At 60.2% G+C, this 21530-nt stretch carries 18 protein-coding genes; 5 read left to right on the top strand and 13 right to left on the bottom strand.

The window, feature by feature from the left end; translation table 11 throughout:
• Positions 1 to 12 precede the first annotated feature (12 nt).
• The 4 genes from NH398_RS10135 to NH398_RS10120 are packed head-to-tail and all read right to left on the bottom strand — an operon-like array spanning position 13 to position 6626.
• The gene (locus tag NH398_RS10135; protein ID WP_253018338.1) at positions 13 to 2145 is read right to left on the bottom strand and encodes a hybrid sensor histidine kinase/response regulator; all 2133 of its coding nucleotides are present in this window, start codon (positions 2143 to 2145) and stop codon (positions 13 to 15) included.
• Positions 2145 to 3515, bottom strand: coding sequence for a CheR family methyltransferase (locus tag NH398_RS10130; RefSeq protein ID WP_253018336.1), 1371 nt, complete (start codon positions 3513 to 3515; stop codon positions 2145 to 2147). The genes NH398_RS10135 and NH398_RS10130 overlap by 1 nt, the downstream gene beginning before the upstream one ends.
• Positions 3512 to 4579: a chemotaxis-specific protein-glutamate methyltransferase CheB gene (gene cheB, locus NH398_RS10125; RefSeq protein ID WP_253018334.1), complete on the bottom strand. Its 1068-nt coding sequence runs from the start codon at positions 4577 to 4579 to the stop codon at positions 3512 to 3514. Before cheB ends, NH398_RS10130 begins: the two co-directional genes overlap by 4 nt.
• A gap of 10 nt (positions 4580 to 4589) precedes the next feature.
• Positions 4590 to 6626, bottom strand: a complete 2037-nt coding sequence (locus NH398_RS10120; protein ID WP_159343318.1) for a methyl-accepting chemotaxis protein — start codon at positions 6624 to 6626, stop codon at positions 4590 to 4592.
• A gap of 293 nt (positions 6627 to 6919) precedes the next feature.
• Here NH398_RS10120 and NH398_RS10115 point away from each other — a divergent pair, with 293 nt between their 5' ends.
• Positions 6920 to 7867 carry a hypothetical protein gene (locus tag NH398_RS10115; RefSeq protein ID WP_253018332.1) on the top strand — a complete coding sequence of 316 codons (948 nt, stop codon included), beginning with the start codon at positions 6920 to 6922 and terminating at the stop codon, positions 7865 to 7867.
• Positions 7868 to 7878: 11 nt separating this feature from the next.
• Here the strand turns inward: NH398_RS10115 and NH398_RS10110 are convergent, their stop codons facing one another.
• The 3 genes from NH398_RS10110 to NH398_RS10100 are packed head-to-tail and all read right to left on the bottom strand — an operon-like array spanning position 7879 to position 10094.
• Positions 7879 to 9045, bottom strand: a complete 1167-nt coding sequence (locus tag NH398_RS10110; protein WP_253018330.1) for a glutathionylspermidine synthase family protein — start codon at positions 9043 to 9045, stop codon at positions 7879 to 7881.
• Between the two features lie 20 nt (positions 9046 to 9065).
• Positions 9066 to 9668: a DUF1190 domain-containing protein gene (locus tag NH398_RS10105; RefSeq protein ID WP_253018328.1), complete on the bottom strand. Its 603-nt coding sequence runs from the start codon at positions 9666 to 9668 to the stop codon at positions 9066 to 9068.
• 12 nt (positions 9669 to 9680) lie between these two features.
• Positions 9681 to 10094, bottom strand: a complete 414-nt coding sequence (locus NH398_RS10100) for a DUF350 domain-containing protein (protein ID WP_044630035.1) — start codon at positions 10092 to 10094, stop codon at positions 9681 to 9683.
• Positions 10095 to 10395: 301 nt separating this feature from the next.
• Between NH398_RS10100 and NH398_RS10095 the strand changes: the two genes are divergently transcribed.
• Complete coding sequence (locus NH398_RS10095) at positions 10396 to 11994, top strand: solute:sodium symporter family transporter (protein ID WP_253018326.1); 1599 nt, start codon at positions 10396 to 10398, stop codon at positions 11992 to 11994.
• 147 nt (positions 11995 to 12141) lie between these two features.
• Here the strand turns inward: NH398_RS10095 and NH398_RS10090 are convergent, their stop codons facing one another.
• The 5 genes from NH398_RS10090 to dctP form a co-directional block, all read right to left on the bottom strand.
• A complete protein-coding gene (locus tag NH398_RS10090) occupies positions 12142 to 13665 on the bottom strand; it encodes a malonyl-CoA synthase (RefSeq protein ID WP_253018324.1) in 1524 nt (507 codons plus the stop codon).
• On the bottom strand, positions 13662 to 15017 hold the full coding sequence (locus tag NH398_RS10085) for a malonyl-CoA decarboxylase (RefSeq protein WP_083024990.1): 1356 nt from the start codon (positions 15015 to 15017) through the stop codon (positions 13662 to 13664). Before NH398_RS10085 ends, NH398_RS10090 begins: the two co-directional genes overlap by 4 nt.
• A gap of 13 nt (positions 15018 to 15030) precedes the next feature.
• Positions 15031 to 16365, bottom strand: coding sequence for a TRAP transporter large permease (locus NH398_RS10080; RefSeq protein ID WP_253018322.1), 1335 nt, complete (start codon positions 16363 to 16365; stop codon positions 15031 to 15033).
• A 2-nt stretch (positions 16366 to 16367) separates the two neighbouring features.
• Positions 16368 to 16889: a TRAP transporter small permease subunit gene (locus NH398_RS10075; RefSeq protein WP_253018320.1), complete on the bottom strand. Its 522-nt coding sequence runs from the start codon at positions 16887 to 16889 to the stop codon at positions 16368 to 16370.
• Between the two features lie 80 nt (positions 16890 to 16969).
• Positions 16970 to 17965, bottom strand: coding sequence for a TRAP transporter substrate-binding protein DctP (dctP, locus tag NH398_RS10070; RefSeq protein ID WP_159343310.1), 996 nt, complete (start codon positions 17963 to 17965; stop codon positions 16970 to 16972).
• A 154-nt stretch (positions 17966 to 18119) separates the two neighbouring features.
• Here dctP and NH398_RS10065 point away from each other — a divergent pair, with 154 nt between their 5' ends.
• The 3 genes from NH398_RS10065 to NH398_RS10055 all read left to right on the top strand — a co-directional run bounded on the left by NH398_RS10065 (position 18120) and on the right by NH398_RS10055 (position 21083).
• Positions 18120 to 18803, top strand: coding sequence for a GntR family transcriptional regulator (locus tag NH398_RS10065; protein WP_159343309.1), 684 nt, complete (start codon positions 18120 to 18122; stop codon positions 18801 to 18803).
• Positions 18804 to 18924: 121 nt separating this feature from the next.
• Entirely contained in the window at positions 18925 to 19929 is a 1005-nt protein-coding gene (locus tag NH398_RS10060; protein WP_253018318.1) for a GlxA family transcriptional regulator, read from the top strand.
• Positions 19920 to 21083 carry an MFS transporter gene (locus NH398_RS10055; protein ID WP_253018316.1) on the top strand — a complete coding sequence of 388 codons (1164 nt, stop codon included), beginning with the start codon at positions 19920 to 19922 and terminating at the stop codon, positions 21081 to 21083. The genes NH398_RS10060 and NH398_RS10055 overlap by 10 nt, the downstream gene beginning before the upstream one ends.
• On the opposite strand, the gene NH398_RS10050 is transcribed toward NH398_RS10055, so the two are convergent.
• On the bottom strand, positions 21080 to 21526 hold the full coding sequence (locus tag NH398_RS10050; protein WP_253018314.1) for an HAD family acid phosphatase: 447 nt from the start codon (positions 21524 to 21526) through the stop codon (positions 21080 to 21082). The genes NH398_RS10055 and NH398_RS10050 overlap by 4 nt on opposite strands.
• Positions 21527 to 21530 lie beyond the last annotated feature (4 nt).

The following is a 21530-nucleotide window of genomic DNA, read 5'->3' as shown; positions in this document are numbered from 1 at the left end:
TTGGCGGGAGACTTAGCCCAGCAGGGCTTTGAGCGTCTCCACTAAGTTGTTTTGATCGAAGCTGCCTTTCACGATGTAGGCATCGGCGCCGACTTCCATTCCCCGCTGACGGTCGCTCTCTTTTTCGCGGGAAGTGATGATGATAATCGGCTTGTGACGATAAAGATCATTTTCGCGCAGTCTGGCGGTCAGCGCAAAGCCATCCATCACGGGCATCTCGACGTCGGTGAGCACGGCGTCGAAGGGCTCGGCCAGGGCTTTGTTCAACCCATCGCGGCCGTTTTCCGCCAAGGTGACGTGATAGCCCCACGCTTCCAGCACGTCTTTCTCGATTTCTCGGGTATTCAGAGAGTCGTCCACGATCAGCACGCGGTGAGGAGTATTGTTCGGCGCTTCGCTACGCGTCACGGCAGGCGAGTGGCGCTTGGCGCGCTCTAGCAGCGCCGGAACGTGCAGTAGACTGACCAGCGCATTACGCCCCTGGGACACCATGCCCGATACCAAAGGCAGGTAGCGCAGGTGGTCGGGCAGCGGTTTGATCACCATGTCACGCTCGTCGACCAGTGAGTCGACGATGAGCGCCAGTTTCTGCTGGCGCTGATGCACGACCAGCAGCAGGAACTTGGTGGGCAGCTCTGCGGGGACGGGCAGCCCTAGCAGCTCCGCGAGGGGCACCACGGGAACGAACTCATTGCGCAAGATCAGCGTGGGCTGGCCTGCCGCATCGATGAACTGCTCCGGCGAACACTCGACCAGCTCGGCGACTTGGGGCGCGGTGACGCCGAGCGTTACGTTGCCGACCTGGACGAGCAGCACCCGCATCATCGCCAGCGAGAGCGGCAGGCGAAGCGTAAACCGTGTGCCCTTGCCGTGCTCGCTGGCGAGCTGCAGATCGCCGCTCAGCTCATCCATCATGGTCCGCTTCACCACATCCATGCCCACGCCGCGCCCCGAAAAATCGGTAATCATGGGCTTGGTCGAAAAGCCGGGCAGAAAGATCAGTTCGAGCGTCTCTTGATCGCTCAAGACGGCCAGCTGCTCCTCGGTGAGCAGCTGCTTGGCGATGGCCTTTTGGCGAACCGCTGCCAGGGAAATGCCGGCGCCGTCGTCGCGCATTTCGACCACCACCCAGTTACCATCTTGCCACGCTGCCAGTTCGAGCTGCCCTCTGGGCGGCTTGCCGGCGGCTTGGCGCTGTTCCGGCGTCTCCAAGCCGTGATCCAGCGCGTTACGCAGCAGGTGGATCAGCGGGTCGGACAGGCGATCGATCAGTTGGCGGTCCAGCTCGATTTCACTGCCCCGCACCCGGCAATCCACGCGCTTCCCCAGCGACTGGGCAAGTTCCCTGGCCATTTGCGCCAGCGGGTCGAACACCACGCCAAGGGGCAGCATACGCATTTGCAGGGCGCGCTCATGCAGGTCGCTCATCAGCGCATCGTGGCTTAGCACGCTGTCTTTCAATTCGCGGTTGAAGGCATGGACGGCGCTGCGCTGATCGCTGGGCAGGGTGGCTTCCAGCGCCTGGGCTTGTTCGACCAAGGTGTGGAGGTGGTGATGCCCCGAGAGCACCTCGCCCATCAAGCGGATCACGTCGTCCAAACGATCCAGGCGTACACGTACCGTGTCGCTGAGCGCCAGTGTCGTACTGCCTATGGGAGAGGGTTGCGGCGGGGTGTCCGGAGGTGCTGACGGCGGCGGTACAGGCGGGGCAGCCGCTGCCGATGCTTGGAGCGGTGATGCGGGGTCTGCTGCCCCTTGGGCGGCGGCTTCCAGCGCTTGGCAGAGCGTGGGGTCGGCCTCGGCGAGGGTCTCGGGAGCGGCCCCCTGGGCGAGCTGGGCCACGTAGTCGGCTAGCGCATCGATGGCTTGATTCAGCAGGCTGATACTGTCGGGGCCGGGCGCTTGGCTACCGTCTCGAAACGCGCTCAAAAGCTCTTCCGCGCTGTGCGCCACTGCGGTGATAGGAGCCAGTTTGAGCATACGGGACGAGCCTTTGAGCGTATGCGCGGAGCGAAACAGCTCGTTGATACGCTCTTTATCGGCGGCTCTCTGCTCCAAGGCGCTGACCCCCTCGCGTAAGCGGGGTAGGTGGTCAGCGGCCTCTTCGACGAACCGCTGGATGAAGCGTCGAATATCCAGCGCCATTAGCCCACTCCCTGTGTGGCGGTGTGTTCAGATAGGTAGCGTTTTGCCAAGAAGCAGGCATCGCCGGGCGGCAGGGGCGGTGCAATGACGGTCAGCCCGCCGCTGGCCAGGGGCGATGCTTCGAGCAGCCGCACTACGGCGGCGTAACCGCGCTGCCGCTGTGTCGGATGGTCGGGTAGCTCCCCCTGGCGCAGCAGCTCGGCTTGGTAGAAATGGGCCGGCCAGCACTCGGGGGCGACGTACAACGCGCGCTTGAAGTAGTCGAACGCTCGCTGGGGCTGCTGCTGCCAGCGGGCAACGAGACCCGCTAACAGCAGCGCATCCACGTTCCAAGGGTCGTCAGCCAGCAGCGGTGCCAGCAAGGCATCGGCCTCGCTGAAGCGGTTCTGGTTCAGCGCATCGTGAGCGTACTGTAGCTCGGCGTGGGCCGCCGTGGGCGCCGATGAAGAGGGTGGCGTCTGGCGTGGTGGTTCTTGGGCGGGTAGCGCTGCAGGGGCGTCAGGCTCGTTGACCACGGCGATATGATTCGTCAGCGGTATGGTCGGTGCGCCACTATCTTCCTCAGACGCGGGCGTATCGGCTTGAAAGTAGAAGACGCCCTGCTCCTCTTTGAGGGAGAGCACGCCCAGGTCGTTACCCAAGGTTTCGGTAACGCCGCACAGCAGAATGCCGTTAGGTGTCAGCAGCCGTTTGAGCTGGCGCTGGATGGTGCGGCGTGTGGCTTCGTCGAAGTAGATCGAGACGTTGCGAAACAGGATGACATCGAACGGGCCGCCAATGGCTCGTTCATCCGGCGCCAACAGGTTCAGCGAGCGAAACGTCACCCACTGGCGCAGCGAGGCACTCAGTTGAAAGCTGCGCCCCACCGGCGTGAAAAATCGCGCTTTCAGCGAGGGGTGAAGCGCACGAAACGCCATACCGGCGTAGAGACCCGCCTGCGCTTTGGTCAGCACTTGGTGGTCGACGTCGCCCCCGATAATGCCGAACAGCGCTTGGGCGCGATCACCGTAGCGCTCCTGTAACGCCATGGCGACGCTGTAGGGTTCTTCCCCCGACGAGCAGCCCGCGCTGAGCAGGCGCAGCGGACCGCCTTGCTCGGCGAGCCGACGGGGCAGGTACGTATCGACCAGCCATTGAATCGTTTCCGGTTCGCGGAAAAAGTACGTTTCGTTGACCGTTAGCTGACTGACAAAGCGGTCGAACAGATCGTTGTCTTGACGCAGATGCGCCAGCAGCACGTCGCTGTTTTGGGTGCCTAGCTCGACCTGCAAGGCGTCGATGGCGCGGGTCAGGCGCGCCTCGGCGAGACCTTCCAAGTGCAGCCCGCAGCGCTGATGAACCCACTGTTTGAACGGATCAAGGGCGCTCATTGCGGCTCCCGCCAAGGCGATGGGGTAAAGCGGACTTCCCGCAGCAGGCGCGCTGGCAGCTCGTCTAGCCCCAGCACGTGCTGCACCACGCCAGCGTTGACGGCTTCTTGGTTCATGCCGTAGATCACCGAGCTGGCTTCGTCCTGTGCCAGGGTCGTGCCGCCCGCGAGGAGGATGGCTCTTAGGCCGCTGACGCCATCGCGCCCCATGCCCGTTAAGATCACACCGATGCTGTCGGCGCCATAAACGCTGGCCACGCTGTGCAGCATGGCATCGCAGCTGGGGTGGTAGAGCGTCTGGGCGGGGCTGGGGGTGAGCTGCAAGCGATGCTGACCTGTGACGCTGAGCTGGCTTTCGGGGGGGCAGAGGTAAATATGGCCGGGGCACAGCCGCTCGCCGCTTTGCGCCACGTTCACCGGCAGCGCGCAAAGCGATCCAAGCCAGGTGGCCATGCCGTCGATGAACCCGGGGCTGATGTGCTGGGCAATCACTATGGGGGAGGGAAATCCTTTGGGCAGCTTGCTCAAGAGGCGGGCCAGCGCCTGCGGGCCACCGGTGGAGCAGGCAATGGCCACCACCCGCTGAAAACCGCGGGAGGCGACCGGGCAAGGGCCGGGAACGGGCAGCCTGACCGGCGTGGGGGTTCGTGCGGCCGATGCGCGACGCCGCAGTCGGGTAATCACCGACACGCCTGACAACAACCGCACCCGCGACAGCAGCCGCTGCGCGTCCTCCTCGTCGAGGCCGGGCTTGGGCAGGACTTCCAGGGCGCCGACCTCCAGCGCCTGATACGCCGTTTGGGCGTCTGCGCTGTCACTGATCACGACGATGGGCACCCCTTTGGTGTGCATGATTTCCTCGATGGCGCTGAGCCCGTCCATCACCGGCATGGTCAAATCCATGGTGATGAGCTGCGGACTCAGCCGCCGCGCCAGCTCGACGGCTTCTTGGCCGTTGGCGGCTTCACCGACGATCTCGATATCGCCATCGCGGGTGAGGATGTCGCGCAACACCTCGCGCGCCAACTGACTGTCATCCGCTATCACGACCCGAATTGGACTCATGGGGACGTCCTCAGGAGGGGCGTTGCTGATGGGGCGGGGCAGTGCCGTGCTCTTCGAGAGTAAACTCCTGAACGAGCGCATTCAGCTCTGCAGACATCTGTACCATGTCTTGGCTGATCTCCGTGATGCTGCGCACGGAGTGGGCATTACGGGCACTGGCTGTGTCGATATCCCGCAAGGCGATAACCACCTGGTTGCTGGCCGTTTTTTGCTGCTGTGTGGAGAGCGAAATTTGCTGGGCAGCGCTGCTGGTTTGGCTCGCGGCTTTGAGCAGCGCTTCCAAGTCTTGAGCGGTACTGATACTGGCCTCGACCCCCTGCTCGATGGAGGTCGCGCCCTTTTCAGAGGCCACCACCAAGCGGTTGATCGCTTGCTGAATATCGTCGGTGTGCCCCTCGATCTCCTGGGTGGAGTCGGTCACGCTGTCGGCCAAACGGCGGATCTCGTTGGCGACCACGGAGAAACGGCGGCCGGACTCTCCCGCGCTGGAGGCTTCCAGGGCGGCATTGAAGGCGATCAGCTTGGTTTGGGCGGCCAGCGTGTTAATCAGCTCCATCACCTTGCTGATCTGCTTGGACTTCGCCCCTAGGGTCATGATCTCAGCAAGACTCTGCTCGCTGTCGCTGCGGATATCCTGCATTTTGGCCTGCAGTAACTGCATGGCGGTGCTGCCTTTACGGCTGCGCTCTAGGGTTTGGTTCGCTACGTCCACCACGGATTGGGAGTGATCGGCAATTTGTGTGGACGACGTGGAGAGCTCTTCCATGGTGGACGTGATTTCTGCGACAGAAGAGGCCATCTCTTCCACCGCGGCGGCCATCGTCTGGTTGGCTTCATGATGAATATCGCCCCCCTGAATGCCGGATAGCCCCGCTGTCTGTGCTAAACGGTCGGCTACTTGGGTCAGCGCCAACGCGTTGGATGACACGGCCGCAATCGCGCGGGAGAGGCGCTCCAGCAGTTGGTTGGTTTGGTCGGCCAAGTCGCCAAGCTCGGCGCGGTCGTCCGTTTCTACCCGGCGGGAGAGGTCCAGACTATGGGTGATCTCTTTTAGCTGGCGTTGAAAACGGTTGAGCGGTCGAATCAGGCTCCCCGTTAGGGGGTAGAGCAGCGCCAGTCCGGCCACCAGCAGCAGCAAGCCAAGCTCGATCGAACTCAAAAAGCGCTGGCGAATGCTGGTGGTGTACTCCTCTTTGGAGACCTCCACCATGAGATAACGCTGTAATTCCGGCAGCCAGCGGGTCGTGACGTAATAGTGATCGCCATCGCGCTCGATGTCGGTCACGTGAAGCTCGTTATCCTGGCGCAGCAGGGTATCGGTTTCTTGGGCTTGCAGTTCCGAGATATTGGTTTCGTTGCTGGTAATCAAGAACGCCCCTTCGGCACTCAAGATCGACGCTCGACCCGTCTCGCCCAAACGGTAGTCACGAATGAGCTGCGCCATGCGCGATAGGTCGAGCCCCGCGCCCGCCACGACACTGGGGCGCCCGTTGGCGGCGGTGCCACTGCTGCGGAAGTTAAGGAATACGAAGGCTTCTTCGGGAGAGAAGGTATCACTGTCTAAATTCAGATTGTAAGACGCGCGGCTGTCGGTGAACTGATAGTACCAGTCGTCGTCTCCGCCAGGAGATTGGAGCGGACGCTGCAGGAACTCGCCGTCACGGTACTGGAAGTAGACGCCGCGCCCTTGGGTTTGCGCGGCGATGAAGAGCAGCTCGGTATCCAACTGGTCCATGAGGCGCGATAGGTAGCGCTCGATGTCTGGCTGCTGTGCCTCGGGTAGCCCGTCGGCGACCCACTGTTCGATGAAATAGCTGTTGGCCAAACTCTCAGACACCGCGAGCGCCGGACTTAAGCGGAGGTTGATACGCGTGGCTAATCCTTCCACCTGGGCAGGCAGTTCGACGTTCAGCAGGTTATCCAGACGGGCTTGGCTGTGCGTACGCGCCTGCAAATAGAGAGCCAGAAACATGGCAATGGCCAGCACCGTGCCAAACGAGATAAACAAACGTAGCCGTAATGGCAGGGTTTTCCAGCGCGCTGTCATTATCGCGATTGCTCCAAGTGGGACGAAGACGCTCATGAAAAGGCAGAGGGCCACGGCGCGTTTCATGGGTAGATCATTAGCAGGGTCACGCCATGCCCGTCAGGCATGATAACAACGATTTCAGCGGCTTTTGGGAGGAGTGTCTACTATTTACACCAACGGTTTGCCTATGTAGGTGATTTATTTATACAAAGATTATCCATTGCGTTTGACGTAGGTTAAAATTTTGACAAAAGTGATACATGCACGTAGCCTGTTAATCAAATGGAACGATGATTTGCTAAGGAAGCAACATGTTGTCACTCACCCCACCTACCCTGCTGGCCGTCTTGCGGAGCATGTTGCCGCGCAATAGCCGCCACCAAAGCGGTATGTTGCCCGCCGCTGGGACGCCAGAACGCGAACGCTTGGTGCTCGCGGTCAAACGCTGTTTCGGCTTGACCGATACAGATCTTCTGTCGGCCTCTTCCATCACGTTGGAGGAGTGGGCCGATGCGCTTAGCGAGCGTGGCGACATTTCCCACCTGCGCCTGTTCGATAGTGCCACTGGCGGGGCGTTTAGCCATCAATTGCAGCGCCAGCACCTATACAGCGCAGCATCGTTACGGCAAGAGGCCGAAGCGCTCAGGACGCTGTTGGCCCACGAAAGCCAAGCCAGCCGCAGCGTGGTGAGCTGGCTATCTATGCAAACGGCGGCGGGGTTCATGCTAGGGGCGCTGCTGCCACAGCAGGCGGGTTGGTCGTCGCGTTCGCTGTTCGATCACGCCAACGCGCTATGGGAACTCAACGCGGGCGATATCATGGTCACCAGCGCCGATCGGTGGGGCCAGTTGGCGCAGCGGCTTCCTTCGCTGCCCATGAACATCACGGCGGTGTCGACCTCTGCATTGGACAAACACACCTACCGTTCCCTGCTGGCGAAAGGGGTTGCGCATATCATCGAACTCCACTGTCAGCCCGGGTTGGGTGTGCTGGCCGCGCGTCGTTCACGTCAGGCGCCGTTCGAGCTGCTGGCCCACTGGCATCCCACCGAGAGCGATGACTATCTGTTGCGAATGATACAAGGTGGTATGCCCGACGAGGTGCAGCTGGCCGAACCTCTGCGCTGGGTAGGCGCGCGTCACTTTTTACCCGTCATCGGCGAAGAGGGTTGGGTGGCGGAGGAGAGTGGCTCGTTGGGCGTATCGCCCGCTTGGCAAGTGCCTATCCAAGGCGATCGCCCGGGCGCCAGCGCCGCCTGAACCGTCCATCGCTAAAGAATGGCGTGGGGAATGAAGCATGACGTATCTTTGGTGATACGCCCCACGTCTTCTCGAATGCCCATGCCACAGGCGCGATCGCCCACGACCCAACTGCCAATCAGTGCGTGCTTGTCGCCAAAGCGCGGCAGCGGTTGATACGCTTGGCGTATCCATGGACTATCGGTGTAGGGTCCGCCCACGCTCTCGTGCTGGCCGCTGGGCGTTATCAAACTGATATTGCTCCCTTCCCGTGAGAAAAACGGCTTGCGCACCCAGCCGGGTTCCAGTGGAGCGTGAATCTCCTTCTCGAAATACGCCGGTAGCAGATTCGGGTGCCCCTCATACTCTTCCCACAGCAGCGGCAGAATCCCTTTATTGGAGAGCACGGCTTTCCAGGGCGGCTCAAACCAGTGGGTGTTGAGTTGCGTGACCGCCTCGCCAAATGCTTCTACCGCCATCTCTTCCCACGGATAGAGCTTGAACAGCGCGGTAATCGGCTGCTCGTCCAAATCGACAAAGTGCTCGGCTCCTGGGGCCACGCCAATGTCTTCGATGTAGATAAACGGCGCCTGTAAGCCTGCTTGTAGGGCGATATCCTGCAAGTAGCTGACGGTGGCACGCTCCTCATCGCTGCCTTTGACACAGGAGAAGTAGAGGGTGCGGTTTTCCAAGCGGTCGCCCAAATGCGCCATAGCATTGAGCAGGCGCTCTTGAATCGAGTTGTACTGGTCGGCATGGCGGGGCAGGATGCCTTGCTCAATCGCCTGCTCTAGCCACACCCACTGGAAAAAGCCCGCTTCATAGAGCGAAGTGGGTGTGTCGTAATTGAGCTCTAAAAGCTTCGCGGGACCGTTGCCCGAATAGGCAAAGTCCATGCGCCCATACAGCGGCGGCTGCCCGCTACGCCAGGAGTGGTGGATGATGTCCCACATATGCTCGGGAATCGCGAGGCGCTGCATTAAAGCATTGGAGTGGCAGACCTTATCAACCAGCGCCATACACATTTCGTGCAGGGCTTCGGTGGGCGCTTCAATCTCTTGCTCTACCTGTTCCAGGGTAAACTGGTAGTAGGCGTCCTCTTTCCAGTAAGGCTCGCCATCGATGGTGTGGAAATGAAACCCCAGCTCTTTGGCCAGGGTTTTCCACTGCGGGCGTTCAGAAACGTTGATGCGCAGCATAGTGGCTCCCAAGGGGGTGGCTAAGAGCCCCAAGAGGCCGAGCGGGTGCCCAGGCCGCGCCGCGTCGTGGCTTGGCGGTTTTGCACCACCGAGCTACGCAGGGCCTCGTTACGCTGATTGACCCGCTGGGAAGCTTGGCTGGCAGCGGCATTCCAGTTGCCCTGGTTTTGGCGGTTGCGGTAGACCGGCTCTTGATACACGCGCTCAAACGAGCGCCCTCGGCTGGTATTCGCCAGCATGTTACCGACCATATAGCCCATCATGGCAGGCATGAACCAACTGCCGCCGCCCGCAGCCTGGGCCTGCTCGTCGGTGGGGGCAGCGCAGGCGCCTTCGCCGTGTTCGGCTTCGCAGGCTTCTAGGGTGTCAAAGCGCGGCACGGACTCTAGAGAGGCCTCGTAAGCGTCTTCGCAGGCGCTGCGGGTGTACACGTTGGCGGCTACGCACTCTTCGACGCCTTGATAGCTTTTGGGCTCGTCGAAGCGTACATCGGTCAGGTGCTCGTCCTCCGCGGGCTGGGTGCAGGCGGTCAAACCGAAGGCGCTCGCTCCCATCATCGCCAAAGAGAGGCGCGCGCTGCGCTTACGGCGGGGCAGGTGAGTGGGATGGATCTGCTTTTCCATGAGTGCGCTCCGTTACCAGGTCATTGAGGCCGCGTTGATCAAGCCCACGGCAATCGAGATGCTGCCCACCAGCGTGCCGTAAGCCTGGTGGCCTTCGGTGATGTGCTGAGACAAGCTCTCGCCCTGGCGGCGGAGAAATAGTTTCAGGCCAAAGAACGTGGCGATCTGCACGCCGAAGGCCACCACGCCCCACAGAATGAAGTCGATATAGCTAATGGAGTGGGCCATGGCGCTGTAGAGCGGGAGGGTGAAACCCAGGATAGAGCCGCCGTAAGCGGTGGCGGCCGCCGCATTGCCCGCTCGAATCAGTGCCCACTCGTGGTGCGGGGTTAGGCGGCTATAGCAGTACATAAAGGCCACCAGCAGCGCGAGCGCGCCGAGCAGGTAGGCAAAGAAAGACGGTAATCCCTGTAAATAGTGCAACATGGCAGTGTCATCCTTGTGGTTAATGACGGTGGGTCAGTCAACGTGGGCATTGTGACATAGCTTCGCCTGGGATCGGCAATCGTCTTTTGGCTTTCGTTGCGCGATGGATTTGGTAGTAAAAAAACCTATTGTTTGCCTTTTGTTGCGACTAAAGGCTAATAGATGAAACGTGTCACCTGCTTAGAATCCCGCGATGCTTGGTATTTTTACCTAAATTCACCGTGTCGTATCGCTTGATACCGCTCTTCGTGCCCGTGTTGGGCACCGCTTCAGACGCGACCGCATCGAAGGACTTTCCCCCATGCATGCCCTAACCCTGGCATCGTTTCTGTTCTTTACGGGCCTGGTGGCCTTTGTCACCTGGCGCATCACGCGACGTGATGACCACCGTAGCACCAGCGGCTATTTTCTGGCAGGCCGCACGCTGACCTTTCCGCTGATCGCGGCGTCCATGCTGATGACCAACCTCTCCACCGAGCAGATGGTGGGGCTAAACGGGTCCGCGTTTACCGATGGTTTGAGCGTCATGGCGTGGGAAGTGATCGCCGTGATCGCCCTGGTGGCGCTGGCGCTATTTTTCCTGCCGCGCTTTTTGAAAAGCGGCATTGCCACGCTGCCACAGCTGCTGGCGATTCGTTTTGATACAGGCACGCAGCTGATTGCCAACGTTATCTTCCTGATTGCTTACGCGGTGGTGCTGCTGCCGATCATCCTTTACTCCGGGGCCATCGGCCTTCAGGGCATGCTGGACTTACAGGGCCTGACCGGCATTGAATCCAACACTGCGCTGCTCTGGGCGACGGTATGGGCGGTGGGCCTGATTGGCGCGGTCTACGCGCTGTTTGGCGGCCTGCGCACTGTAGCGGTATCGGATACCCTTAACGGGGTAGGCCTGCTGATCGGCGGCTTCGTGATCGTTTACTTCGGCCTACAGGCGGTGAGCGGCGGCACCGGTGTGATGGAGGGCTGGAATATCCTGAAAGAGAGCGACCCCAGCAAATTCAACTCCATGGGTGGCCCTGAACAGCAGGTACCGTTCTCGACCATCTTTACCGGCGTGCTGCTGCTTCACCTCTTTTACTGGACCACCAACCAGCAAATCATCCAGCGCACCTTTGCCGCCAAGAACCTGGCCGAAGGCCAGAAGGGCGTCTTGCTCACAGGGTTTCTAAAGCTGCTGGGGCCGCTGTACCTGGTGCTGCCCGGTATCATTGCGTACCACCTGTATGCCGACCAGGGTATTCGCGCCGACGAGGCGTATGGCCACCTGGTATTCAACGTGCTGCCGCCTTACCTGACCGGCTTCTTTGCGGCGGTGATGGTTGGGGCTATTCTCTCCTCGTTTAACTCCGCGCTGAACAGCACCACGACGATCTTCAGCTTGGGGATCTACAAAGGCGTGCTGAAAAAAGACGCCACGGAAGAGCAGGTGGTGAAATCCGGCAAGGTGTTTGGCTGGATCATGGCGATTACCACCATGATTATTGCGCCGCTGCTGGCGGGCCAGGACAGCCTGTTCGGCTACCTGCAGAAGATGAACGCGATCTACTTCATCCCGATTCTCGCCGTGGTGCTGGTGGGCCTGCTGACAAAACGCGTACCGCCCATGGCCGCGAAAGTAGCGCTGGTCGGCGGCTGTTTGCTGATTGCGGCGGGCTACTTCGTGGCGCCGTTCAACAAGCTGCCCATGGTGATGCACGAGTTCCACTTCGTCGCTGCCGTATTCGTGCTGCTGGTGGCGGTCATGCTGGTGATCGGTAAGCTGCGCCCACGCGCAACGGACTGGGTGCAGGAAGACTCCGGCGATGTCGATCTCACCCCGTGGAAAGGCGCGGTGCCTACCGGTATCGTGCTGGTGGTTTTGGTGGTGATCATGTACGCCTCCTTTGCAGGCGGCTAGGCTCTGCCTGATAACTGGCATTCGCTCGCCGACTTTTCCGGCAGAGCCTAATCACGCCAGCGTTTAAAAGCAGCATTCGAGAAAAAACAGCCACGCCCCGCTTTGCGGGGCGTGGCTGTTTTGGGTGGGGTGTTTTTAACGAATCGGCTAAGCGGCGTGGTAGGTGGTGTCGAAGCGTTTGCGCAGCTCGTTCTTTTGCACTTTGCCCATGGTGTTGCGCGGCAGTGAGTCGACAAAAAATACCCGCTTCGGCTGTTTGTATTTAGCCAGCCGCCCCGCTAAATGATTCAGAATGGCGGCTTCATCCACCTGCTCCCCTGGCTGGGGTACCACTACAGCAGTGACGCCTTCGCCGAAGTCGGGGTGGGGCAGGCCAATCACGGCAGACTCCGCCACCTGAGGCAGCTCATCGATCACCTGCTCGACCTCTTTGGGGTAGACGTTATACCCGCCGGAAATCACCAGATCTTTATCCCGACCGACGATATGCACGTAGCCTTGCTCATCGACCATGGCGAGATCGCCGGTGATGAAAAAACCATCCTCCAGCAGCTCTTCACGGGTTTTTTCCGGCATGCGCCAGTAACCAATGAAGACGTTGGGGCCGCGAATTTGCAGCATACCAATCTCACCCTGCGGCACTTCTTCACCGGTGTCCCGGCTGGTAATGCGCATCTCGACGCCCGGCAGCGGCATGCCCACGGTGCCCGCTCGGCGTGCGCCGGTGTAGGGGTTGGAGATGTTCATATTGGTTTCGGTCATGCCATAGCGCTCAAGAATGGCGTGGCCGGTTTTGGCCTCGAAGGCTTCGTGGGTTTCCGCGGTGAGCGGTGCCGAACCCGAGACGAACAGCCGCATATGAGCGGTGACCTCAGGGGTGAGGCGCGGGTCTTGAACCAGGCGGGTATAGAACGTCGGTACGCCCATCATCACGCTGCCTTTAGGCAGTTCATCGAAAATCACATCGGCATCGAATTTAGGCAGAAAGCACATGCTGGCGCCTGCCATCAGCGTGACGTTGCACGCCACGAACAGCCCGTGGGTATGAAAAATAGGCAGCGCGTGGATCAGCCGATCTTCAGCGCTAAAGTGCCAAGACGAGACCAGCGTTTCCGCGTTAGAGGCGAGGTTGCGATGGGTCAGCATCGCGCCTTTTGAGCGGCCGGTCGTGCCCGAGGTGTATAGAATCGCCGCTAAATCTCGCTCGCCCAGCGTGACGATGTCATCTCTGGGGACACTTTGCTGCGCTTTCTCCATTAAGCTGCCATCGGCATCGGTGCCTAAGGTTTCGACCGCCGGGCAGCCGGTATCGCGGGCAATGGCGCGGGCGGTGTCGACGTCCGAAGGCCTGCACACGAACAGTGCGGGCTCGGCGTCTTTCAAGAAATAGCGGATCTCATCGCCGGTGTAGCCGGTATTGAGCGGTAAATAGACGCCGCCGATACGCAGGCAGGCGAGGTAGAGCAAAATGGCTTCCGGGCTTTTATCCACCTGCACCGCCACGCGGTCGCCTACGTTCACGCCTAGCGCGGTGAGTGCCCCGGCAAGCTGGGCGCTGGCGCTGAGCGCGTCTTGGTAGCTGTAGTGGCGGCCTTCGCGGGTGGTGATAAAGGGGGCGTTGCCACGCTCGCGCATGCGTGCGGCAAAGGTATCAAATAAGTTGTGGTTCATTTGGTGGTCTCTCCCTTGGCCAGCTTGCGGGCGCGGCGAGCTAGGTCGCGCACCTCGCTTGAACAGGCAACGGTGGCCTTTGCGGTATAGTTTTCGTGATTGCGCTCGATATCGTCGAGCACGTAGAGGTAGTTCACCATCAGCCCTGCCGCTTGCTTCATCCCTTTGGCAGACACATCCCCCAGCCAGTTAATGCGGTGTAGCTCGGCACCGTTACCCAAGTGGAAGCGGGCCACCGGGTTCAGTGGCAGGCCATGGCGGTTCTTCTGATCGACCAAATAGTGGGCAGCGAGCGGGCGAATGGCGGTTTTGAGGCGCTCTTCGCGGGCTTTGTCCTGCTGCCAGTTGGGCGTTGCTAGCGCGTCGAGCGCCTCACGGATGCTATCGGGCCACTGGGCTTCCTGCTGCTGTTCGGCCAGCCACTGGGCGAAGCCGGGCACCGGCGAGAGGGTAACGAAGTACTTGAGCTGGGGCAGTTCCTGGCTGAGCTCCTGCACCACCTGCTTGATGAGGAAGTTGCCAAACGAAATACCCCGCAGCCCGGTTTGGCAGTTGCTGATACCGAAGAAGGCGGCGGTATCGGCATCATCTGGGTCCGCCAAGCCATCCTCAACGCCTGCCAAAATGGGTTGAATACGGCTGGGTAGCCCTTTGTGCAGCGCGACTTCCACAAAAATCAGCGGTTCGTCGCCAATCGCGGGGTGAAAAAACGCGAAACAGCGGCGGTCTCGGGCATCCAAGCGCCGCCGCAGGTCGTTCCAGTCCTGAATTTCATGCACCGCTTCATAGCGGATGATTTTTTCTAGAATAGAAGCAGGCGTGTTCCAGTCGATCCGCTTGAGCATCAAAAAGCCGCGATTGAACCAGGAGCCAAACAGGTGCGCAAAATCATCATCGATGGGCGCTAAGTTAGGCTCCTCGCGCAGCAGCTGCAGCAGATCCTCACGCATTTTGACGAGGTCGTAAGTACCGTCGGTGGCGAGGTTCAAACGCCTAAACAGCTCCTGGCGGCGCGGCTCACAGGCTTCAAACAGCGCCTGCAGCGTGTGGTTGTCGCGGGCCTGTTGATAGGCCTGGTAGGCGCTATCAATCTGCTGCGGTTCCGCGGCAAAGTCGTCGGCCAGGCGCTTAAAAAACTGGCGTTTTTCCCCTTCCGACAGCCGCTGGTAAATCGCCAGTGCGCGGCTGGCCAGCGCAATGCTGGAGGCTTCGCCGTCACTGGCCAGCAGCGCTTGGCAGGCTTTGACCAGCTGATGATGGTCGGGTGTCAGCGTTTCCGGGTGCTTGCGCCGTAACAGCGCGTCCCGCTGGGTGATGCTGTTAAACATCTCTTGGAGAAAGGTCATGTTCATGATGCGTCCCCCTTTAACCCATGATCAGGTTCGGTAGCCATAGCGCAATCCCCGGAAACAGGCAGAGCAGCAGAATGCCCAGCACCATGCACAGCGCATAGGGCAAGCTGCCCATCAGAATATCCCGCAGTGAGATATCGGGGGCGATGCCTTTGATGATGAACAGGTTAAGCCCCACCGGCGGCGTGATCAGGCCAATTTCCAAGTTGATGGTCAAAATGACCGCGAACCAGTAGGGGTCGAAGTCCGCCGCCAAAATGATCGGCAGCAGAATCGGCGCGGTCATCACGATGACCGCCACGGGGGGTAGGAAGAACCCTGCCACTAACAAGAACAGGTTGATAATGCCCATCAGCACCCAGCGATTGACTTCTAAATCGGCAATGGCAGCGGCCACGGTTTGGGTGATGAACATTGACGAAAGTGCGTAGGCGAACACTTCAGCAGTAGCAATGACCAGCATGATCATCACGCTTTCCCGCAGCGAGTCGCGCATGATTAGCTTGATGGGGCCAAGCTGCCACATGCGGTAAATCACAATCGCCAGCGCCAAGCAGAGAAATGCCCCCACGCCTGCGGCTTCCGACGGAGTCGCCACGCCGCCGTAAAGGGCAAATAGAATACCCGCGACCACGCCCAAGAAGGGCAGCACCCGCACCAGCGCCTTCATGTTGCTATCGACATTCTGCTTGATGTTCTCCTTCAGCTTTTCAGCAGAGGCCGTCAGCGGGTTGTTGTAACCCCCGGCCATCTTGCAGGCGATCATGGTCCAGATCATAAACAGGCCCGCGAGCATAAAGCCCGGCACCACCCCAGCAATAAACAGCCGGCCAATTGAGGTTTCGGTGGAGATACCGTAGATAATCATGGTGACCGAGGGGGGAATCAAAATCCCCAGCGTGCCGCCCGCCGCGATACAGCCTGCCGCCACGCCATCTGGGTAGCCACGGGTGCGCATTTCAGGAATGCCCATTTTGCCGATGGCGGCGCAGGTGGCCGGGGAGGAACCCGAGAGCGCAGCGAAAATAGAGCAGGCGCCGATATTAGAGACCGCGAGACCCCCGGGCAGGCGGCCCATCCACAGGTCTAGCGAGCGGTAAAGATCGCGCCCGGTTGGGGAGGAGGCCACTGCCGCGCCCATCAAAATAAACATCGGGATGGCCACAAAGCCAAACTCCGCGATGCGATCAAAAAACGTTTCGCCAAAGTAGGTAAGTTCCGGCAGGCCCCGGTCGTACAGCAGCGCCAGCAGTGACACACCGCCGAGTGCGAACGCAATCGGGGTACCAATCGCCATCAGCACGATTAAACCAATGGCCACGATAATGCCAAGCGTAATGGGATCCATGATTAGCCCTCCCCGCGCATAATTTCAGCCACGTACTGCAGCGAGAGCAGCGTGGCCCCCACGGCCATGGGCAGAATGGCGGGCCAGAGCGGTGGGTTCCACACCGAGCCAGTGGTCCATTCGCCGTGCAGCGCTTCAAAGACGTATACCCAAGAGGCGTAGGCCAGCGCCGCGCAAAAGAGCAGGCCAAACAGCGATGCCACCAAGTACATGGCTTTTTTGGCCAGGCCACCGAGAGCATCTGGCACGATGGTGATCGCCACATGGCCACCGGTCATCAGTACGTAGGGGCTGCCCATCAGCATGGCCCCGGTCACGGAGAAAATCGTGAATTCGGTCTGCCAGCTTGTGCTCATGCCCAAGGCGTAGCGGATAAAGACCATTTGGCAGATCACCAGAACGCCTGCCACAAACATGGCGCAGGCGAGGTATGCCGACGCGCGCGACAGCGTATCCATCAAGCGGATATAGCCGCCAATAACCCCGCTGCGTACGGCAGGGGGGTGAGTGGTTGAAGTTGCCATAGTTCCCTCGTCAAGCTCAGCAAGCAGCGGACAAACGTGGCCACTCAGTGAGTGGCCAGCACGGTCAGTGGAGGCGCGTCTTACTCGACGGCAAGCGCCGCGTCGATGATGGCCTGACCGTTGGGAACGTTATCGGCAAAGTTTTTGTAGGAGGTTTCGCGGGCAATCTCAAGCCAGGCGTTGTAGTCATCCTCGCTCATACTGACCACCTCGACGCCGTTCTCCTCGTACACGTCGACCATCTGCTGGTCGATGGCAGCCGCTTCTTCCGCGAAATAGACCTCGGCGGCCTCACCGGCTTCCATGAGCGCGGCTTGCTGCTCCTCGGTTAAGCCTTGCCACACCTGCTCAGATATCAAGATGGGCTCGTACATAAACCAGAGGGCGTAATCGCCGGGTTCCGTCAAGCACTCCACCTGTTCGTAAAGGCGGAAGGAGATGAACGACATAGAAGAGGTGTTGGCGGCTTCCAGCACGCCGGTTTGCATGGCGGTATACACCTCGGAAGAGGGCATGGAGGAAATCGACGCACCGGCCGCTTCCAGCATCTCTTCAAACGCAGGGCCAGCGGCGCGGATGTTCTGCCCATTCACCGTCTCTGGAGAGGTAATGCACTGCTCGCTAGAGGCAAAACCGCCCGATAGCCAAGCATCCGCTAACACGCGTGCCCCGCCTTCGATGATGACGTCTTTAATCATCGTCATGTACTCGGAGTCGTTCAGCCGCTGGGCGTGGGCCTGGTTACGCACCAAGCCCGGCATCAGCGTGGCCGAAAATTCCGGGTGGCGGCCACTAGCGTAATCCAACGGCAGCGAGGTGATATCCAGACGGCCGCGGGCGATGGCCCCCCATTGCTCGCGGGCTTTGAATAGCGACTGGCCTGGGTAGACTTCGATGGTTAAGCCGACATCCGCATCGGCGACATGGCGTGCCATCATCTGCACCATTTCATCGCGAATATCGCCCTGGCCCCCGGGGAACTGGTGCGAAGCGCGTAGGACGGTGTCCGCATTGGCATGGGAGGCTGCAATAGCGAGGCCCAGGGCCGCAGCGGTGGGCAGTAAGAAGCGTTTCATGTGGCGTCTCCAACAGTTGTTGTTGTGTGTTTGGATTAGCGTTGTGTGTTTATCAGGCGAGCTGATATATATTTCAATAGCGGTTATGTATGCTAATGTCAAATTTATGCCATATTTATGTCATCGCCTGCGGCGTTACCGAAGGAGGTCAGTCATGGCGGATACGAAGCGTTCCAACGCACAGCGGCTAAGGGATTCTTTAGAGGATGACATCATCAACGGGCGGCGCGCCCCCGGCGAGCGGCTAGACCCAGAAGCCCTGGGCCAAGAGTTCAATGTGTCGCGCACCCCAGTGCGTGAGGCGTTTCAACAATTGGTGGCCAGCGGGCTGGTCACGGTCTCGCCGAAGAAAGGCACGTTCGTTGCGAAGGTGGGTATCGATCAGCTAATCGAAATGTTTGAAGTGATGGCAGAGCTTGAAGGCATGTGTGGCCGCTTGGCCGCGCGGCGTATCAGCGAGCCAGAGCTGGCGGCGCTTAAGGCCGCACACAAGCGCTGCGAAGCCGCCGCCCTGGCGGGCGACACCGATGAGTACTACTACGAGAACGAAGCGTTCCATGACTGTATCTATACCGCCAGCCACAACACGTTTTTAGCCAGCGAAGCCCGCCAGCTCAAGCAGCGTTTAAAGCCTTACCGCCGCTTACAGCTGCAGGTCCGCCAGCGTATGCACAACTCGCTCCATGAGCACCAAACGATCGTCGACGCCATCGAGCAGGGCGACGCCGCCCAGGCCCAACAGGCGCTCTGCGACCACGTGTTGATTCAAGGCGAGCGCTTTAGCGACTTCGTTGCCAGCGTGCGCCGTATGGAAGCGCCGATGGAGCGCACGGGATGACTTTTTACTGCCCGTAAGAGCACGATATTCATGTCTTTATCGGTGGGGTAATGGTCCTTGCCGACATGGGGCGCAGCGCTGACACTCTCTCTAGTTCCATCCTTTTTGTTGGAGAGAGACAGTGACACGCCATATTGCCCTGCTTGCCTACCCCGACTGCCAACTGCTCGATGTCAGCGGCCCTTGGCAGGTCTTTGCTAGCGCGAATGCGTTAAGCCCTACGCCGCTGTATCAATTAACGCTGGTCGCTAATGCTATTGGTCCAGTCATCTCCAACGGTGGGTTGGCAGTGTACGCCACTCACTCTTACCGCCAACTTCATGAGTTACGGCCGCTGGATACGCTGTTGGTGTCAGGCGGCAGCGGGGTGATGCAGCAGCGAGAGGTCACAGCCGTAAAGCAAGTGCTGTGTGAGATAGCGTCTGACGTTAGGCGCCTTGGCTCCATTTGCTCTGGGGCGTTTTTGCTGGCGGAGGCGGGCCTGCTGGATGGCTGCCGCGTGACGACCCACTGGCGGCATGCGGGACAATTGGCGGATGAGTATCCGGCGCTGTCCGTTGAGCCGGATGCGCTCTATATCGAAAGCCATGGCCGTTACACCAGTGCTGGGGTGACCGCCGGGATTGATTTGGCGCTATCGCTGGTAGAAGCGGACCACGGTGCTGGGCTGGCGGGTCAGGTGGCCCGTGAGCTGGTGGTGTTTTTACAGCGTCCCGGTGGTCAGTCGCAGTTCAGTGAGATATTGCGCCGTCAGCAGTCGGCGGGGCCGCTGCGACGTTTGTTGGACCGGCTCCATGCCGATCCGGGCGAAGACGTTGGCTTGGAGAGTATGGCCGAACAGATGGCGGTCTCCCCACGCCACCTGACGCGGCTGTTTAAACGGCATTTAAACACCACGCCAGGCGCTTATTTGACGCAGCTTCGCCTGGAGCAAGCCCGGCTGGCGCTGCTTAACGAGCGGGAGCCACTCTCCCTTGAGCGTCTGGCACAGCGCTGGCGGCTGGGCGGTGCAGAACAGCTGCGTCGCCAATTTCAGCGCTACTACGGCGTTTCCCCCTCGGTGTATCGCCAGCGCTTTGCCTCTTCTCAAGCCGCTGCTTTTCAGGGGAGCATCTCATGCCCATAACCGTCACTCTCTTATCACTTTGCCAAGCGCTGTTGGTGACTGGCAATGTGCTGCTGATTGGTATCTCGCCGCTGATTGGCGCGTCGTTAGCGCCAAGCGCCTTCTGGTCGACGGCGCCCGTGGCTAGCCAATGGCTCGGCCTGATGTGCGCAACCATTCCCGCGTCGCTGATCATGGCAAGGCTGGGTCGTAAGCGGGGGTTCATGCTGGGCAACATCGTTGGGCTGGTGGGGGCATTGGTAGCCGCGCAGGCGCTGATCGGCGAGCGGTTTGGACTGTTTTTGCTAGCGACGTGGCTGATCGGTGTGGGGATGGGGTTTGGTCAGCTATACCGTTTTGCGGCGGTAGAGGCCGCGCCAGCGCCGGTGCGCGACCGAGCGATTGGCTTGGTGATGGGCGGCGGCGTGCTAGCGGCTTTTGCTGGGCCGTGGCTGGCAAGGGCAAGCCGTGAGCTGGGCGAGGTGCCGTTTCTAGGTAGCTTCATAGGGCTGGCGGCTCTCTACTTACTTGCATTGATCGTATTGATAATGATCCGGTTACCGTCCGCATCTCGAACCCACAGCGAAGGCACGCCACTGCCGCTGGGTAAGATACTCCGCCAGCCAGGGTTTATGATGGCGGTGAGTGCCGCGATGGTGGGGTACGGGGTGATGAACCTAGCGATGACGGCCACGCCATTGGCCATGGAGAGTGCAGGGCACCACTTTCACCACGTCTCAATGACCATTCAGTGGCATGTCGTGGCGATGTTTCTGCCCTCCTTCTTTACGGGCCACTTGGCCGCTCGCTTCGGCGCTAGGCAAGTGATTGTGGCGGGCTGCTTGCTGTTAGTGGCAAGTGCGTTGGTTGCCCAATGGGATATTGGTTTGACGGGATTCAATGTGGCGCTGGTATTGCTGGGCCTGGGCTGGAATTTCACTTTCCTGCCCGCCACTGGGCTGCTTACCGAGTGTTACCGCCCGGTCGATAAAGCGCGTACCCAGGCGGCCAACGAGTTTTTCGTGTTTGGTACCGCTGCGATGACGGCGTTGGCTGCCGGGCCTCTGGTGAACGGCTTGGGGTGGGCGACGCTGAACCTAGTACTGATTCCCGTCTCGATAGTGCCCTTGGCGGTCCTGGTTTGGCAGCGCCGCGCAAGCTTGGCAAGCGCTTAAAAATCCCCCGGTGCGCACTGTAGGCAGGTCAGCCCGAGTGCGCGCCACTGGGCGACGACGGCATCGCGGTCATCCAGCACGAGCCAGGGGACGAAGCCGTCGCTGTGCATTTGGTCCAGTAGCGCTGATTTCACCTCTTCGTCATCCACATGGTCATCGCCTTCCGGGCGTAAGTACATGGCGTCGAAAGGAATGTCATGGCGGGTGAGCCATGCCTGGGTGTGTTCTCGGTGGCTGTCTGGGCGGCCGCTGCAGATGACGATGTGCTGGCCTTGGGCTTTTAGCAGTTTGACCAGCCGGGCGACGGGTTCAATCACCGGCGCGTTCGCCATGTGGGCAAAGAAAGGATCCCACTGTTTGGCGGGGCCAAGTACCCACTCGTGGACATCGGCAGGGTGAAACTCGGCCAGCGTGCCGTCGACATCAACAATGACTGCGTTCATAGAC

It is taken from the genome of Halomonas sp. CnH100-B (assembly GCF_024124605.1).
Classification (GTDB): Bacteria; Pseudomonadota; Gammaproteobacteria; order Pseudomonadales; family Halomonadaceae; genus Vreelandella.
This window is presented reverse-complemented; position numbering and strand designations above follow the sequence as displayed.